At 37.6% G+C, this 15,730-nt stretch carries 14 protein-coding genes; 1 reads left to right on the top strand and 13 read right to left on the bottom strand.

The features are described from left to right. Nucleotides 1-29: 29 nt before the first annotated feature. The 12 genes from NSQ95_RS01850 to NSQ95_RS01795 all read right to left on the bottom strand — a co-directional run bounded on the left by NSQ95_RS01850 (nt 30) and on the right by NSQ95_RS01795 (nt 13,136). Entirely contained in the window at nt 30-989 is a 960-nt protein-coding gene (locus NSQ95_RS01850) for a GNAT family N-acetyltransferase (RefSeq protein ID WP_340886775.1), read from the bottom strand. Nucleotides 990-1,008: 19 nt separating this feature from the next. Next, nucleotides 1,009-2,601 (bottom strand): FAD-dependent oxidoreductase, encoded by a 1,593-nt coding sequence (locus NSQ95_RS01845; RefSeq protein ID WP_342560167.1) that lies wholly within the window; start codon nt 2,599-2,601, stop codon nt 1,009-1,011. 17 nt (nt 2,602-2,618) lie between these two features. After that, complete coding sequence (locus NSQ95_RS01840; RefSeq protein ID WP_342560166.1) at nt 2,619-4,280, bottom strand: alpha-glucuronidase family glycosyl hydrolase; 1,662 nt, start codon at nt 4,278-4,280, stop codon at nt 2,619-2,621. Nucleotides 4,281-4,363: 83 nt separating this feature from the next. Continuing rightward, nucleotides 4,364-5,338: a Gfo/Idh/MocA family oxidoreductase gene (locus tag NSQ95_RS01835; protein ID WP_340886755.1), complete on the bottom strand. Its 975-nt coding sequence runs from the start codon at nt 5,336-5,338 to the stop codon at nt 4,364-4,366. Beyond that, nucleotides 5,335-6,021 carry a hypothetical protein gene (locus NSQ95_RS01830; RefSeq protein WP_342560165.1) on the bottom strand — a complete coding sequence of 229 codons (687 nt, stop codon included), beginning with the start codon at nt 6,019-6,021 and terminating at the stop codon, nt 5,335-5,337. Before NSQ95_RS01830 ends, NSQ95_RS01835 begins: the two co-directional genes overlap by 4 nt. 13 nt (nt 6,022-6,034) lie before the next feature. Further along, nucleotides 6,035-6,877: a sugar phosphate isomerase/epimerase family protein gene (locus NSQ95_RS01825; RefSeq protein ID WP_342560164.1), complete on the bottom strand. Its 843-nt coding sequence runs from the start codon at nt 6,875-6,877 to the stop codon at nt 6,035-6,037. A gap of 23 nt (nt 6,878-6,900) precedes the next feature. Continuing rightward, on the bottom strand, nt 6,901-7,872 hold the full coding sequence (locus tag NSQ95_RS01820; RefSeq protein ID WP_340886749.1) for an alpha/beta fold hydrolase: 972 nt from the start codon (nt 7,870-7,872) through the stop codon (nt 6,901-6,903). Nucleotides 7,873-7,906: 34 nt separating this feature from the next. Next, on the bottom strand, nt 7,907-8,959 hold the full coding sequence (locus NSQ95_RS01815) for a Gfo/Idh/MocA family oxidoreductase (RefSeq protein ID WP_342560163.1): 1,053 nt from the start codon (nt 8,957-8,959) through the stop codon (nt 7,907-7,909). Nucleotides 8,960-8,993: 34 nt separating this feature from the next. Continuing rightward, complete coding sequence (locus NSQ95_RS01810) at nt 8,994-9,995, bottom strand: zinc-binding alcohol dehydrogenase (RefSeq protein ID WP_342560162.1); 1,002 nt, start codon at nt 9,993-9,995, stop codon at nt 8,994-8,996. A gap of 42 nt (nt 9,996-10,037) precedes the next feature. Continuing rightward, nucleotides 10,038-10,841: a carbohydrate ABC transporter permease gene (locus NSQ95_RS01805; protein ID WP_340886739.1), complete on the bottom strand. Its 804-nt coding sequence runs from the start codon at nt 10,839-10,841 to the stop codon at nt 10,038-10,040. Nucleotides 10,842-10,857: 16 nt separating this feature from the next. Then, complete coding sequence (locus NSQ95_RS01800) at nt 10,858-11,754, bottom strand: sugar ABC transporter permease (protein WP_340886974.1); 897 nt, start codon at nt 11,752-11,754, stop codon at nt 10,858-10,860. 119 nt (nt 11,755-11,873) lie between these two features. Then, nucleotides 11,874-13,136 (bottom strand): sugar ABC transporter substrate-binding protein, encoded by a 1,263-nt coding sequence (locus tag NSQ95_RS01795; RefSeq protein ID WP_342560161.1) that lies wholly within the window; start codon nt 13,134-13,136, stop codon nt 11,874-11,876. Between the two features lie 334 nt (nt 13,137-13,470). Here NSQ95_RS01795 and NSQ95_RS01790 point away from each other — a divergent pair, with 334 nt between their 5' ends. Next, the gene (locus NSQ95_RS01790) at nt 13,471-14,139 is read left to right on the top strand and encodes a DUF624 domain-containing protein (protein WP_340886735.1); all 669 of its coding nucleotides are present in this window, start codon (nt 13,471-13,473) and stop codon (nt 14,137-14,139) included. A 45-nt stretch (nt 14,140-14,184) separates the two neighbouring features. Here NSQ95_RS01790 and NSQ95_RS01785 read toward each other — a convergent pair whose 3' ends face one another. Continuing rightward, the gene (locus NSQ95_RS01785) at nt 14,185-15,414 is read right to left on the bottom strand and encodes a sugar ABC transporter substrate-binding protein (protein ID WP_342560160.1); all 1,230 of its coding nucleotides are present in this window, start codon (nt 15,412-15,414) and stop codon (nt 14,185-14,187) included. Nucleotides 15,415-15,730 lie beyond the last annotated feature (316 nt).

The following is a 15,730-nucleotide window of genomic DNA, read 5'->3' as shown; positions in this document are numbered from 1 at the left end:
GAGTACTTCTTTCTTCTGTAAATGCTATTTCACTTTGTACCTGCTAAATCCTTTAAATAAATCCCATATTCTTTCCAAATATCGAAATTTAGTTTTTTATAAAAATCTACTAATATCGTCCAATCAATAATAATGGTTTCGACTGTTCGTTCCTGTAAAATTACCATCCCTGCCTGTACAATTCCTAATCCATAGCCTTGCTTTTGTTCGCTCGAATCTACTCCAAGTGGTCCAATCCCTCCAACCTTAGTTTTAAAGGACGGACTCCAGTAAATATTCTGTGCAATAGTTGGGGATTCTTCATCATTGATTCGACAAAAGCCAATGATCCTTCCATTCTTTTTGAGGATTACAAACTCTCTTCCACTTCCATTCGATTCAAAATATTTTATCGCCTCGTATTCCCATCTGCCAGGAAAAGACTTGTTTAAAAAGGTAAGAAACTCTTCCTTTTCTTCCGGTTGTAAGATTGAATAGGACACTGTATCGTCTTCGGGCATGGAATAGCTCTTACTTAGATGATTAATCAAGTCATATGTGTCTATTCTTTTCAAATACCCCTTTTTTTCGACCCACTGTTGTGTCTCAACATATTGTAGAGGCACTCCGGAGAAATAATGAAAAGGATCTCCGCCCAACTGAATCTCCTCTATGCCATGGTCTTTCAATGTTTCTTCCGCCTGATCAAGAAGCGTTGATCCTACGCCTTTATTCCGGTAATTTTTATCAACCAACAGAACCTGAACCCACCCCCTTTTAGAATCCATTTTTATATCTACTTTCTCCTGCCACTTTTTAGCTATAATAAATCCTATTATGTTATTTTGGTCATCTACCGCCATGGCACAACCATCCTCTAGAATATTCTTGTCTACCAAACTATTTTGGTTAAAAAGTTTTTGACGCATTGGATATTCTTCGCCCAATTCCTTGTTCCAGAGCTCGACCATTTCCTCTAATCTACTAGCATCCCAAGGCAATATTTTCATTTCACATCATTCCTTTCAACTATTGTCCGAATGTCTCTTGCATACGTTTAATAGGGTCATCTTTCATGTCGCTACTCCATTCAACCACCTGATTTACTTTCATCAGTTCTTCTTTAAGTTCCTGATAATCTATATCTTGAACAGAAGTATTATGTTTGATGGCTAAATTTGCTGCAACACTTGCAGATTGTCCAAGAATCATGAATACTGGCTCCATTCGAATAGATCCAAAGGCAATATGAGAGCTGGATAGACAAACTGGAACAAGCAGATTTACACATTCCTCTGATTTAGGACGTATGGAACGATAGGATATCTCAAATGGAGAAATCGGAACCTGCACATCCCCCTCATTCACACATCTTCCATCAATAACCACACGTCGACAGTTATGAGAATCCATATGGAAAGAAGCCAAGCCAATCGGATCTTCGACAAAGGATTGTCCTAGACAGTTATGATCTGTCATGACATAATCTGATATCATTCTTCTTGCTTCTCTAATATAAAGCTGATGTGGCCAATGTCCTGTTTCCATAAATTCGTCCTTTGGAAGCCCCCAAGATGCCACTTCCTCACGGATTGACTGTGGGACTCGTTCATCATTAGATAAAAAATAGAGCCTCCCAAGATCATAATTTACATGATCCTGAAAAATCTCCTCCCGTCTTTCGTAGCTACCATCAGGCCATTCATAATTCTTACCAATGTTATCAGTGGAGATTGCACCGTGGTTATTTAAATCCGATTTGTCGTTTGGGAGTGGAGTATGTAGCTTCATAGCATCCCACACACCCGACTTAATATAGCGCAATAAAAGCTCGTAACGCTGGGGTTCATAATTAGGGGGTTTTGGAAAAGAAATACGATTTTTAGGGTTGTTTGTTAAACAAATTCGAAAGTTATAGGCTTGAATCCGATGATCCCCCTGTCCCTGGTATCCTAGAGACTCTTTACTATCCACACTTATACCTGGTAAGAGCCCGCTGTCCTCCTGACCCTCTATCTTATACGGGTCAATCCACTTCTCAAATTTATGATGTGGTGCACCAAATTGAACGCCATTATAGATTTCCTTATAAGTGGCATTCGACTCTCTACCTACAAAATAGGAAACATCCGCTAGAGCAAGTAAGTCTCCCTCATAGCTACAATCCATAAAGATTTTCCCTTTAAATCTATTACCACTCTCCATAATAATTTCATTTATTTTCACATCTCCTTTATGAACCTCATGTAGATGCTCATTCAGAAAGACAGGAATGTCATATTCACTCATCCAGGATGAAAAGATAGATTGAGCAGCTTTTGGTTCAAATCTCCATTGTTTTTCTTTGTTATAGTATCTAGCCACTTCTTCGTAAAACTCCTTAGCAAGTCCACCAATGGCATTTTCAGCACCAAGGTCTGTAGCTCCTAAGCCACTCGCAGTCATTCCCCCGATATTTCGGCTAAATTCTACCACTGCAACAGTCAATCCGTTTCGACAAGCCTGTACAGCTGCCGTTAAGCCAGCTGGAGTCGCACCGTATATGATTAAATCCTTCTCTACAACTTTAGAGTCTATATTTTTGGGTGTAGGCTTGTAATAGTAAAGTTCTTTAAAATTCATCCTCTTCCCTCCATCTTTTATTTCTTGTTCCATTCTTTTAGAGTTCTTGCAGCTACTGTTTTTAAAAAATAGAAGTATATGTTGGCTAATTCGGTTGGTGTATATTGTGGAGCATTTTTTAATTTAGTAGACAGCAGACTTTCTGTCTCTTCAAAATCCCACTGTCCAAAAAACTTACCTATCTCTTTTAGATAGCCTGCAACTTCCTGTCGCTCTGCCATATCTGTAACCTTTTCTGGATCCACTACTCTAGCTGGAAATAACGGTACGTTCCATTTAGTGTGAGGTGAGATTATTTCTTCTAAAAAGAGAAATGTTTCTTTAATCTGTGTCGAATCAGAAGTATAGATCTGAAAATATTGTTCTAGAGCCTCGCTTAAACTCTGTCCCCAAACAAGCTTTGTATATATATAATTATTAAAGTGTTGGACCCACTTCCATGGGTAACTTTTGTCTAATTCGGAAGAGTGATCTTTCATATGTGGTGGGACGATTAGATTTAAAATTCCCGATACGTTTTGGTGCTGATAACTCCTTAAGTCTTCATCAATTCTTCTTGCCAGGGGCGGGAATAGCTCACTTAGCATGAAATGGTCGCTATAATATTCTAAAACGGTTAGGTTTCTACCGTTCTGTGCGGCTTGGGCGTTCCAATCCTTTAATGCATGACTTGCTCTTTGCTGATTAATCTCTTGTGATTCTATACTTTCTGCATAATTTCTGCCCCAGTATGCAAATAGAATATTAGCCTCAGACGAGACATTCGTGTTTTTTTCGCGTTCTAGCATGCTCCACGAAAGTCCTGCGTTGTAAACTATATGCTCGACCTCTACCTGCAGCCCACTTCTCTTTAAGTATTTATTTAAATTTTCAGTAAATAAAATGTAGCTCGACATAAAGTCACTGGCGTTTTTCTCTCCAATACCAACATCCTCTGGCCACAAGGATATTCTAGAAATTACCTCATTCTCTTTACAAATCGCTACAATTTTTTGAATGACCTTCTCTTGTATCTCCTTGTCTCTTGTAAAAAATTGAATGTTTTCTTGCTTACCACTCTGAATACCTATCTCGTTTAATATAAATTGAAGAGAGTGGCCACCTAATGTAACCTTTACTCCTCTTCTTTTTAAGGTCGGAGCTACATACCTTTTTACTTTTTCCCATAAAAAGAAAGTAAAAAAATATTCATTATGGCCATTCTTTACTCCCCAATCTATTAACGAGTTAATAAATGTTGAGTCATCAATGGTTTCAATAATATTTCCTCTTCTTTGAAAAGTAGGGTTAAAAGTAGAAAGTTCTTCTTGCTCTTGAAGCGGCGCTAGAACTATTTCTTCTTGATCCAACTGAGTCCATCTATAGCCTAAATACATTTCACAATACTTATAAATTCCATATAAAACAGAACGTGGTTCCTCACCAATAATCCATGTGTTGGTGCCTTGTTTTACTATGCTGTAGCCGTCTAGACTTAAAACAACAGGTAGTTTGGAATCAATCGGTAAAGATTCGTATCGTTCTCTCGTTATTAATAAAATTTGATGATCCTCGCTATCTTTAAAGCATTTAACGAGTTGCAAGAAACTGTCGATACCCGCTTTTTCTAACAGCCTTTTTAACTCTTCTACTGCAAATAGAATTGGCTCTTGTTTGCTAAAGTAAGTAATCAAATTCATGATATCACTGCCTTTTAGATTAATATCTTGGTTTCTAGCTACAGTAAAAGGCCCATGTTCTTCTAGACACGTGCCTTTTTAATCTATAATTTAATTGGTTGCTTTAATTTGCTAGACTCATATGCAGCCAAGGCAACTTCAAGCGACTTTAAACCATCATAGCCTGTAACCGATGGCTCTCTTCCTTCCTTTACACATTGAACAAAATCTTGCACTAACCCAAAATCCATATCGTTTCCATAGAAAACGTGTTCAAGAGATTTTTCTCCACTAACAAACATACGGAAATGCTCCTTGAAGGCATCTACCTTAACTATTTGCTTAGTACCAATGACTTCAATCGTTGCATCACCCCAAGTGGGATATTGAGCAAATCTTGACCAGCTAGGGTCATGGGAAGCAATTACACCGTTTGCAAATTCTAACGTAAGTAGACCAGCATCATCTATTGCAATATCATGATAATAGGAGTCAACTATAGCAGACACTTCTGAAACTTCCTGTCCTAAATACCAACGCATTATATCTACCATATGTACCGTATGATCAAGCACTGCTCCTCCTCCAGCCGCTTCTTCTTCTATAAACCAACCACCAGGGTTTTGTCCTCTGTTAGTGGTACGAAAAGCAATAATCTTTCCTAACTCTCCTTTATCAATTAACTCTTTTAAATGGCGAATTGGAGTACTAAATCTTACGGGGTAAGCTATTTGCAAAATGACCGACTGCTCTTTACATACTTCAATCATTTCCTTTGCATCCTCTATATTAGTAGCAATCGGCTTCTCACATAAAATATGCTTTTTAGCCTTAGCTGCATTGATTACCATCTCTTTATGTCGATTATTTTCGCTACAAACGATCACTGCATCCATGTCTAAGGAGAGAAATTCCTCTTGATTGTTAAAATAGGACGCACCAAACAAAGCGGCTGCCTGTTGCCCTCTCTCTGCCGACTCATCAAAGACACCAACAATTTGCACATCTTTCATTTTTGTTAGAGCGTTCGCATAACTGTTTGCATGCATATGAGCAAAACTCATCATACCTATCTTCATATTAGTGCACCTCCAGCTATGAAATCCCTATAGAATTCCACTTTATCAATAAGCACAGCATCTACCTTTTTTGCAGAGTACAATACATCATCCGCATCGTATTGTAACGGAAGAAGCTGACCCTTCAACTCCTCACTATCAAATTCAACAATACGCTTCATTCCACTCCATTCCATTTCAACTCGTTCCACATTTGCAATCGTAAATTCTACATGGGCCATGGCTCCACTTTCAAAACGAATCATGAGTATTATATGACTTGTACCAGAATCTCGCTTAGACCTTTTTATTCGTCTCTCTTTAGGTTCACCAAACAATAAGGAAAGTACATAGAGGTCTCCTGCCATAATATCTAGGTTATCCTCTCTTACCATTCTTCGAAAACGAAATACGCCATTTGCCTTGCTGCCATTCTCTATTACTTCTTTTATTTTTTTGTAGAATGGATAACACTCCAATTCAAAATATACCTTGGCGTTACTATCCTCATTCACATAACTAAGTAAATCTGTTGGAATGAAAATGTCATATCCACTTTTCTCTAGAGCTCTTAAGTTTTTCTCTGTAGCGTCCATAACAAAAGAACCTTGTTCACCATTAATCTCCACTAGCTTTTCAACAGACTGAAGCCTACTTGCCTGTCCTAACTCCACCTCATTAAAATTACCCAAAATAATACTCATGATTAATCACTCCTCAATTCAACAGCTTTCTCAGTCGATGCACCGCCTCTTCGTTAGCAAGCTTCGCATCCTCAAAGCCTTCATACTCAATGGAAAGCCAACCCTGGTAATCTTGTTTTTTAAGTCCTTCCACGATATAAGTTAAATCTACTTTCCCGTCACCTGGGATAACCCCGATTAGCTCTTTTCCTTCCGTTGAACGAAAGCCTTTTACGGTTTCATGAACTTCCTTCTCTCTGAAATCCTTAAAGTGAACATGAGCTATTTCAGTCTTAAGCCGGTCAAATGCATTTGTTGGCTCTTCGTGAACTAGCAAAAAGTTCCCCGTATCAAAGGTAGACTTCACATACGGACTGTTGACTGCTTTAATAATTCCCTGAATCTGCTGACTTTTTCCCGCTAAAAGACCATGGTTTTCAATAGCCAAAACTATCTTTTCCTGTTCAGCTACCTTTGCACTTTCTTTCAAGCCCTCGATGATCCAATCAAAACACTCTTCATAGATAAGGCCCTCTCTAATATCTCCACAAAAAACACGAACTGTATTAGCATTCAATGCCTTGGCGACACGAATGCCTTCCACTACTTTCTCCACTTCTGCTTTTCGTTCTGTTTTGTTTTGATGAACAAAGTTATTTGTAATATCATAAGCTGAAACTTCTAGATTGGTTTTGTGCAGTTTCTCGACAACTTTCTTTATCTCTTCATCCTTGTTAACAGGATTTTGCCAGTAAATATCTAAAAGCTCTACGCCATCCAAAGATATACTTTTTGCATAATCAATAAAATCTGAAACTGACCAATTCTCTCCTCGAAGAGTGGAAGCTAAGCTATACATACTTATACTAACTTTCATTTATACCCCTCCTATCTATCCCTTCAGCTCCAATGCTTTCTGACAAAAGCCAACTTCTTTTCTTCATGAAAAGGGTTAACCTCATGTGCATACTGAGGGTAGACTTCTATTTCCTTACTTTTTGTTCGTAAATGGTTATAGGCTGCAAAGACAGTTGATGGTGGTGTTACAGAATCCTCTAACCCAATAGACATTAGGGTTGGGCAGTTAATCGATTCACAGAAATGTACACAATCAATATAGCCAAGTGTATTCATCAATGTTTCATAGGTGTCATATTGTGGGTCTGTATACTTGAAATAATTGATAAACTCCATATACGGACCTGCCAAAGACACCTCTAAGGCTCTTTCAAAATTTGCGAGGAATGGATAATCTGAGACTACTAGTTCAATTCTTTGATCCATTCCAGCAATTGCCAAGGCTAAGCCCCCTCCTTGAGAGCTTCCTACAACTCCTAGTTTCGTTGGGATAAAAAGAGCATCCGGTGAATTAATCCATTCAAGTTGAAATTGAAGATCCTTAAGCACATTCGTATAATAGTAATTATCTGGATCATGGATACCATTTAGCATCCACCCAAGGCTTCTACTTCCATTATTGTATTTAGCGTAGTCCGGTGAGCTTCCTTGCGCTCGAACATCAAAGGCATACACAGCTATCCCCATAGAAATCCATTTTAGGTAGTCTAACGGCAGTCCACGGCTGCCTGTATATCCATGGATATTTAATATGACAGGACATTGTTCAACACCTTTAGGCTTAATGGCCCATCCCTTTAATGGTGTCCCATCCCAGCTTTCAAACACCAAATCTGCTACCTCCATAGTAGGAATCACGTAATCCTTCCAAACAACTGTGACATTTGGTTGGAGATTGCTTATTTTCTTCTTTTGTTCTTCCCAAAAAACATGAAAGTCTACCGGCTTACGAATAAGCTTTGGCTGATATTCCTTTAAATGGTTTAAAGAATAGTCTCCAATTTGTCTACCCAAATCGATTTAGCTCCTTTCTAAGCAAACTGTGTCCTTACAAATAAACCTCTTTACCTGTTTGAGCAGATTCATAGATAGCATTCAACATTTTCATTACTTCGACCCCATCTTCAACAGGTGCAACAGGCGATTTCCCGTCTAAGCAGCATTCTACAAAATGGTTTATCTCATTAGTAAATGAGCCTGCAAAGTCAAAGCTTTTGTTGTCAACCTGCGGAAGAATATTTAAGATCGTATCGTTCTGCTCCGTCACAATAATTAGCTCTGGTTCTATTTCAGCTCCTCCTTTGTCTCCAAACAATTTAACACTTACTTGATCCTCTTTTGCCTGAAGCGTAAAGCTTACATCTACCGCCAAAGATGCTCCGTTTTCAAAACGAATTAATCCATTTGCTAAATCTTCCACGTTATTTAAAGATGAGTCGTAGTCAGCTGCCTTGTAAAAGGAAAGGTTTTTGACATTACTTCGATTACCGAGTTTAGAATACGTGTTGCCACTGACAGAAACTGGTCTAGGCCTCCCCATCAAATACCAGCAAAGATCTATCATGTGAACGCCTAAATCCATAAGAGCTCCTCCACCAGATTTAGATTTATCACTAAACCAGCCACCTGGATTTCCTAGCCTTCTTAAACAAGATGCTTTTGCATAATAGATTTCCCCCAAGTAATCCTGATCGATGAATTGTTTTAAGATATTAGAGTTATTACCATGTCTTCTAACAAATCCGACGAGTAAAACTTTGCCTGACTTTACTGCTGCAGCCTCGACTGCCAACGCCTCTTCGACCGTCATGCATAAGGGCTTTTCAACTAACACATGCTTCCCTGCTTCCAGTGCAGCAATAGCAATTTCAGCATGTGTATTGTTCCATGTACAAATGCTTACTGCATCTACATCTTTGTTAGCTAATAAGTCTTTATAGTTGGTATACATATGAGTAACACCATATTGATTACCACATTCCGTAAGTCTTTGCTCGTTCTGATCGCATAATGCTACTAGCTCTACCCGATTATGTAGGAGATAAGGGGTAATATGAAATTGTGAAATAGATCCTCCACCAATCATGCCAACTTTCAACATTAAAATGCTCCTCTCAGTTATAAAACTCTATGCCCTACCGAAAACTTATAATCTTCGTCAGGGTTTTAGATTTCTTGTCAGTCAAATCTTTATATGCAGCCTGCGCCTGATCTATGTTCACTTCTTCAGTTATAAATGAATTAATCTTAATACGCTTTTCATTTACTAATCTTAAATATTCAGCTACATTTCTTCCCTCTGTCCACCTTACATATCCATAAGGATAATCCACTGCCTGCTTTTCATAGACAGGATCATATCTCCCTGGTCCCCCTGCTCTAGAGATGAGAATTTGAGCTTCCTTCCCAAACATTAACTCTCGTGGAAAGTCCGGCTCAATATCTCCTACAATAACTACCTTTCCTTGGTTGCGTATCCATTCCAAGCTTTGACCAGTAAGCGCTGACCGTTTGCCTCCCGCACAAAGCAATACAGCGTCTGCTCCTCGATTGAATGTACGTACATTGATCTCTTCCTTCATGTCCTCTAAATTCGAAAAGGAGGTAATTCCTGATTCTTCTTTTAACATAGCTCCTCTTTCAGCTTGTACATCGTATGCAAGAACATCATAGGCAGCAGCATGTGCTATCTTTGCAATCATTTGCCCTAGCAATCCAAGACCTACAATCACTACGGTTTCTCCAAATTCTAATTTCGCTACTCGAAGTGCATGAATAGCAATTGCTCCGATTCCAGCTAGAGACGCTTCTTTTGGGTCCATACCAATTGGAACCTTGGCACATAAGGTTGTTGGTACACATAAATACTCAGAATGCCCCACGTAGGGTGCTCCGTAGCAAGCAACTATATCACCTTCTTGAAAGTCAGTGATTTCGTTTCCGCATTCCTCAACAATACCAACAGCACTATACCCTAAAGAAATCTCTCGGTCATTGCTAGCTGTTATTAAACTCAACTCGGTTCCGGGAGATATAGCGCTATACAACGTTTTGATCATAAGATAGGAAGGTAAAATATCCATTTTAGATTTTTCTTCTATATAAACCTTTTGATCTTTAGCAATAACTGACTTCACTTCAATCGCTCCTTACATCAAAACCTATTTGGTTAGAATTCATCATTTCAAACCTGACATTTGAATTCCCTCTGTAAAATATCGTTGGAAGAATAGAAAAATTAGAAAAGTTGGTATAAAAGAAACTGCTGAACCTGCCATTTCTATCCCAAAGTTTCCTTCCTTCCCTAACATCGAAGCCAAGCCAAGTGTTACCGGGAACATTTTTTCCTGAGTTAAATAAATTAACGGCTGGAATAAATCGTTCCAGTTTGAAATAAAGGCAAAAGTTCCAACTGTAGCGACTACCGGGATAGAAAGAGGTAAAATAACTTTAAAGAATATCTGTAAATCATTTGCCCCATCTATATATGCAGCCTCTTCTAAATCATTTGGTATTCCTTGTAGAAACTGTCTTACTAGGAAAACCCCCATAATTCCCCAGAGCTCTGGAACAATAAGTGCCCAATAGGTATTGATCCATCCAAAGTCAGAGAACATAATATATTTCGGGATGATTAACAATTGTTGAGGAATCATAATAACCCCCATAAACACCCAAAATATAACCTCTCTCCCAAAGAATTTTTTCTTAGCGAAAATATAACCTAGGATCGCACAAAAAATCATCTGACTAGCTACGGGTATCACAGTAATAACAACTGAGTTAAAAATCCATCGGAGAAATTGGCCATCTCTCATAATATAAAAGTAGTTTTTTAGAGTTGGTTCATCTGGAATCCAAAAAAGCGGGTCTAATTGTGCGTATTCTACATTTTTAAAAGACCCTAAAATCATAATGACAAAGGGCATTAGAAAACAAAAACCCAATATAAACAAAGCAATGTAGGAAATTACCTTTTTCAAACAATTTCATCCCCTTCTAGTAGAGATTAGACTCTTTCCCTAAAAACCTTCTTTGTAAGAGCGAGATCATTAGGATAATGAAGAATAGCACATAGGAAAGTACTGCAGCGTAGCTTAAATTTAAGCTAGTAAAGCCTTGATTGTATAAGTAATAAACAATAGTCGTTGTTGCATAGTTTGGTCCTCCACCTGTTAGCAAGTAAGCTGAGTCAAATATTTGGAATGACCCGATAGTAGTAGTAATCGCTACATAAAAATGAATAGGCTTCAATAGAGGAAAAGTTACTTTCCAAAAGATTTTACTAGTCGATGCCCCATCCATTTTAGCCGCCTCATATAGTCCCTTATCTATCGATTGGAGACCAGCGAAATAATAAATCATAGTGCTCCCGGCAACCTTAAAGACACTTAATGCTGCTAAGACAGGTAAAGCCTGACTAGAATCAGATAAGAATAGCTGAGGCTCAATACCGATGAACCCTATTAGATAGTTAATCATTCCTTCTTCCGTCCCTCTGAATAACCATCCCCATATGCCAGCGATAATTACAAAAGATGTTACAACAGGTAAAAAGAAAACGCCTTTAAAAAATCCAGCCATCTTAACACCCGAATTAATAATTAAGGCTAGTATTAAGCCCACTGCCATGGTTGGGACAATATAATAAACTGAAAACATCACAGTATTCCATAAGGCCTTCCACGCGATGCTATCGCTTAAAAAGTATTTCCAATGCTTAAGCCCTACAAATTCTGGATCACCAATTACCTTCCAATCCATGAATGTTAAATAAAAACTTAAAAGGAATGGATACACTTGGAAAATAGCAAAATGTATTAAGATCGGAATAAGAAAAATATAGACGATTGCATTACGATCCCATTGTCTTTTTAATCTAGCCCTTAGCGTCATCCCATTTTTCTTGGACACTAAAGGTTTACCTATTGTATTTACCAGTGTAAACACCCTTTCATATGTAGATTAATCATATAGAGAGCTTGATCTGTCAAAGACCAAACTCCCTATTAGATTTACTTTACTTTTCCTTTAATTGCTTCAGCAGCTGCATCAGCAGCCTCTTTTGGAGTTTTCTTGCCTTCCATCATCGTTTGGAGCTCTGCTTGAATTAACGGCATAATGTTGCGTCCCTCTGGATGTATAACTCCTGGTAAAGCAAACTCAGTATAAGTCGCTAGCTGAGCTAAATATTTTTGCTCTTCAAAGATATCCTTAGCAGATTCACGTGTAGGAATATACTGAGTAACCTGGTTAAATTTACGTTGGTTTTCAGCATTCGTCATGACTTTTACAAATTCAGCTGCTGCATCTGGATTTTCAGAGTTAATAGGCACTACGAACATCCCTGTAGTTCCATAAGTAACTTGTTTTTTGTTCTTTAAAGGTGGTGCAATAACAAATTCAAATGTTTCTTTACTTAACATACGACTAATAGATGCTCCCGATCCTTGAACAGACAGCAGTTTACCACCGTCCCATAATGCATCGTGCTCTAAAGCTGTAATAGAATCCTTTGGAATCCACTCATTTTTATACATTTTGTTGATAAATTCGAACGCTTCTACACCAGCATCACTGTTAATCTTTACTTCATTGTCTGCTGTAAGTACTTCTCCACCAGCCTGCCAAAGATATGGATATAATGTACCGTTCATAGAACCTCCACCTTGGAAGCTAGATGCGTAATACCCTTTTGCTTTTGCTTTTTCTGCCCATTTCTCAAACTCTTCCCATGTTGCTGGCAGTTTGGATGGATCTTCACCGATTTCCTTGATGATGTCTACATTGTAAAGGAACGTATAAGCTTCTTGTAGAATTGGTAAACCGTATACTTTATCCTTCCATGTAGTGGAAACTAGAGCACTTTCAACAAAGTCCTCCATATCGTTGTCCTTTAAATATGGGCTAAGATCCGTTAGCATCCCTGCTTCTGCATATTGTGGCATTTGGTCAGGGATAGCATAAAATACATCCGGACCATTGTTAGCAGCTAAAGCAGTAAGAACCTTTTGGTCACGATTTGCCCAAGGAATTTGCTCAAAGTTGACCTTTACTCCTGTAGCCTCTTCATAAGAAGCAATAATTTCATCCCACATTTTACCTTCAACTTCCTGATCTCCAGTATACGGATGTGCCCAAACAGTTATTTCACCTGAAAAACCATCCTTTCCAGCTTCTCCAGACGTTTCTATTTTTTCCCCTGCCTCATCATCACTACAAGCTACCATTAAGGCACTAAATACTAACAATATTAAAAATAACCACAGCTTTTTCATGTATTTACCCCTTCCCCTTTTTAAAATATGTTGTTTGGATTAATAGCTGTTCCTTAATACTAAATCCCTCCTCCTAGTAATCCGCTCTTTGTCGTTCTTTCTCTGTAACCCCTAACAGTCAAAGATATAAATTGTAAAAACTTCAAGTATGCTTTTAGGTAAGCGCTACCAAAGTAAAATTATAAAACTATTTACTTTCTTAATAGCCTAAAATATACTGAAATTACAAAATAATAAGTTAACTTTTATTTATCTTATATGATTAACAATAAAGAGACAATGTCTATAAATAGTCTTTAATTAATAGACTTCTGTTTGAGAGGAGAAAATGAAGGTGAATTGGGATAATTTTAATAAAGTTGCATATTGGATGTTGTCGCTAATTTACTTAAATTTATTGTGGATTATTTTCACAGTTTTAGGATTAGGAATATTAGGTCTATTCCCTTCCACTGTCGCATTATTTGGGGTTGTAAGATTGATGGTCATGAAAGAAGGCCAAGAACCATTTAAATTCTTTCAATCTTTTTGGAGAATCTTTAAAAAAGACTTTTGGAGAGCAAACAGTTTTGGATTATTATTTACTTTTGTTTGTTATTTTCTAATATTTGATTTTCAATTTGTTCAATTAAGTAATGGCCAATTTAATTTTTTATTACCTGCTCTATTTTTCATTTTAATCTCTAGTATTCTTACACTACTATTTTTCTTTCCTGTTTATGTTCATTTTGAACTAAAATACTTTCAATACATAAAACAGTCGTTTCTTATTGCTATTACGTCTCCCTTAGAGCTTTTTGGCATCTTAGCAAGCACATTAGCTATGTACTTTTTTCTTACATTTTTACCTGGAGCCATACCACTTTTCTCAGGAAGCCTTCTAGCCTATGCAATAACTGTGTTAAGTTTTAGAGCCTTTAGAAGAATTGAGCAAAAACAAAAAGTACAACAAGAAAAACCATTAAATAGTAAAGACTTATTGGTTGAGGAACTGAAATCTTAAAAAAGAGAGCTGGATCTATTCTTTAGATCACGCTCTCTTTTCTTATTACTTTAGCTTTCCTTCAATAGCTTTGGCTGTTGCATCTGCAGCTTCTTTAGGAGTTTTCTTACCTTCTAGCATGGTTTGAAGCTCCGCCTGTATTAACGGCATAATGTTACGGCCTTCTGGATGAATGACTCCTGACTGTGTAAACTCCGTGTAAGAAGCTAATTGGGCAAGATATTTTTGATCATCATATATATCTTTTGCTGACTCTCTAGTAGGGATGAATTGAGTTTCTCTATTAAACTTCCGTTGGTTTTCAGCATTAGTAATTACTTTAATAAACTCTGCTGCTGCATCTTTGTTATCTGAATTTACCGGCACAACAAACATGCCAGTGGTACCATAGGTAGCTTGTTTTTTATTCTTTAACGGAGGAGCGATTACAAACTCAAAAGTCTCTTTTTCTAGCATTCTACTTACTGATTTACCTGCTCCTTGAATAGATAACAGTTTTCCACTATCCCATAAGGCATCATGGTCTAAGGCAGTAATCGAATCCTGCGGAATCCAACCATTACTATATAATTTGTTAATAAATTCAAATGCCTCTACGCCATTTTCGTTATTAATCATTACTTTATTGTCTTCAGTTAATATTTCACCGCCAGCCTGCCATAAATAAGGATAGAGAGTACCATTCATCGAGCCTCCGCCTTGGAAGCTAGAAGCATAGTAACCCTTTTCTTTAGCTTTAGCTGCCCATTCTTCAAACTCTTCCCACGTAGCTGGAAGCTTGGAAGGGTCTTCCCCAATTGCTTTCACAACTTCAACGTTGTACATAAAGGTTTCGACTGATTGTAAAATCGGCACACCATACATTTTTCCCTTCCACTTAGTTGGAACCAGTGAGCTTTCCACAAAATCGTCCATATCGTTGTTTTCCATGTAAGGGCTAAGGTCAACTAGCATCCCAGCTTCAGCATATTGAGGCATTTGGTCAGGGATGGCATAAAATACATCTGGACCATTATTTGCTGCAAGTGCAGTCAATATTTTTTGATCGCGATTAGCCCACGGGATTTGTTGGAAGTTAACCTTCACACCAGAAGCATCTTCATAAGAAGCGATTAACTCCTTCCACATTTCCCCTTCCTTTTCCTGATTGTCCGTGTACGGATGAGCCCATACAGTTATTTCCCCTTTACTTTGAGAATCCGTTGTTCCAGTCTCGTCACTACAACCAACCATCAGTAACCCACTTACCAGCAATAAAAATAATAACTTTTTCATTGACCTACCCCTTCGATTTGTATTCTAGCTGCTCTTCTCTTTTCGATTCTGCTTCTAGTTCACCCCTTTCAAATTACCTTAAAATAATAAAGTATTTTTTTCCAAGTATGTAAAAATATAAAACATTTTGTTTCTTAATAGTATATGACCGATATGAAAGAGACAATGTCCTAATATAGTCTCTTATTTTTTTCATGACAGCTAAATTTTCTTTTCATTTCGTGTGACAAATAGTTGACGTCATGTTGTTTAAATTGCATATATGTTGTAAGATTCATTAGTTATATTAAAATAAAGAATCTTACTACATAAGGCT

The sequence above is a fragment of the Psychrobacillus sp. FSL W7-1457 genome (assembly GCF_038593405.1).
GTDB lineage: Bacteria > Bacillota > Bacilli > Bacillales_A > Planococcaceae > Psychrobacillus.
Note: the sequence above shows the minus strand (reverse complement) of the source record. Positions and strands in the feature narration are given on the sequence as shown.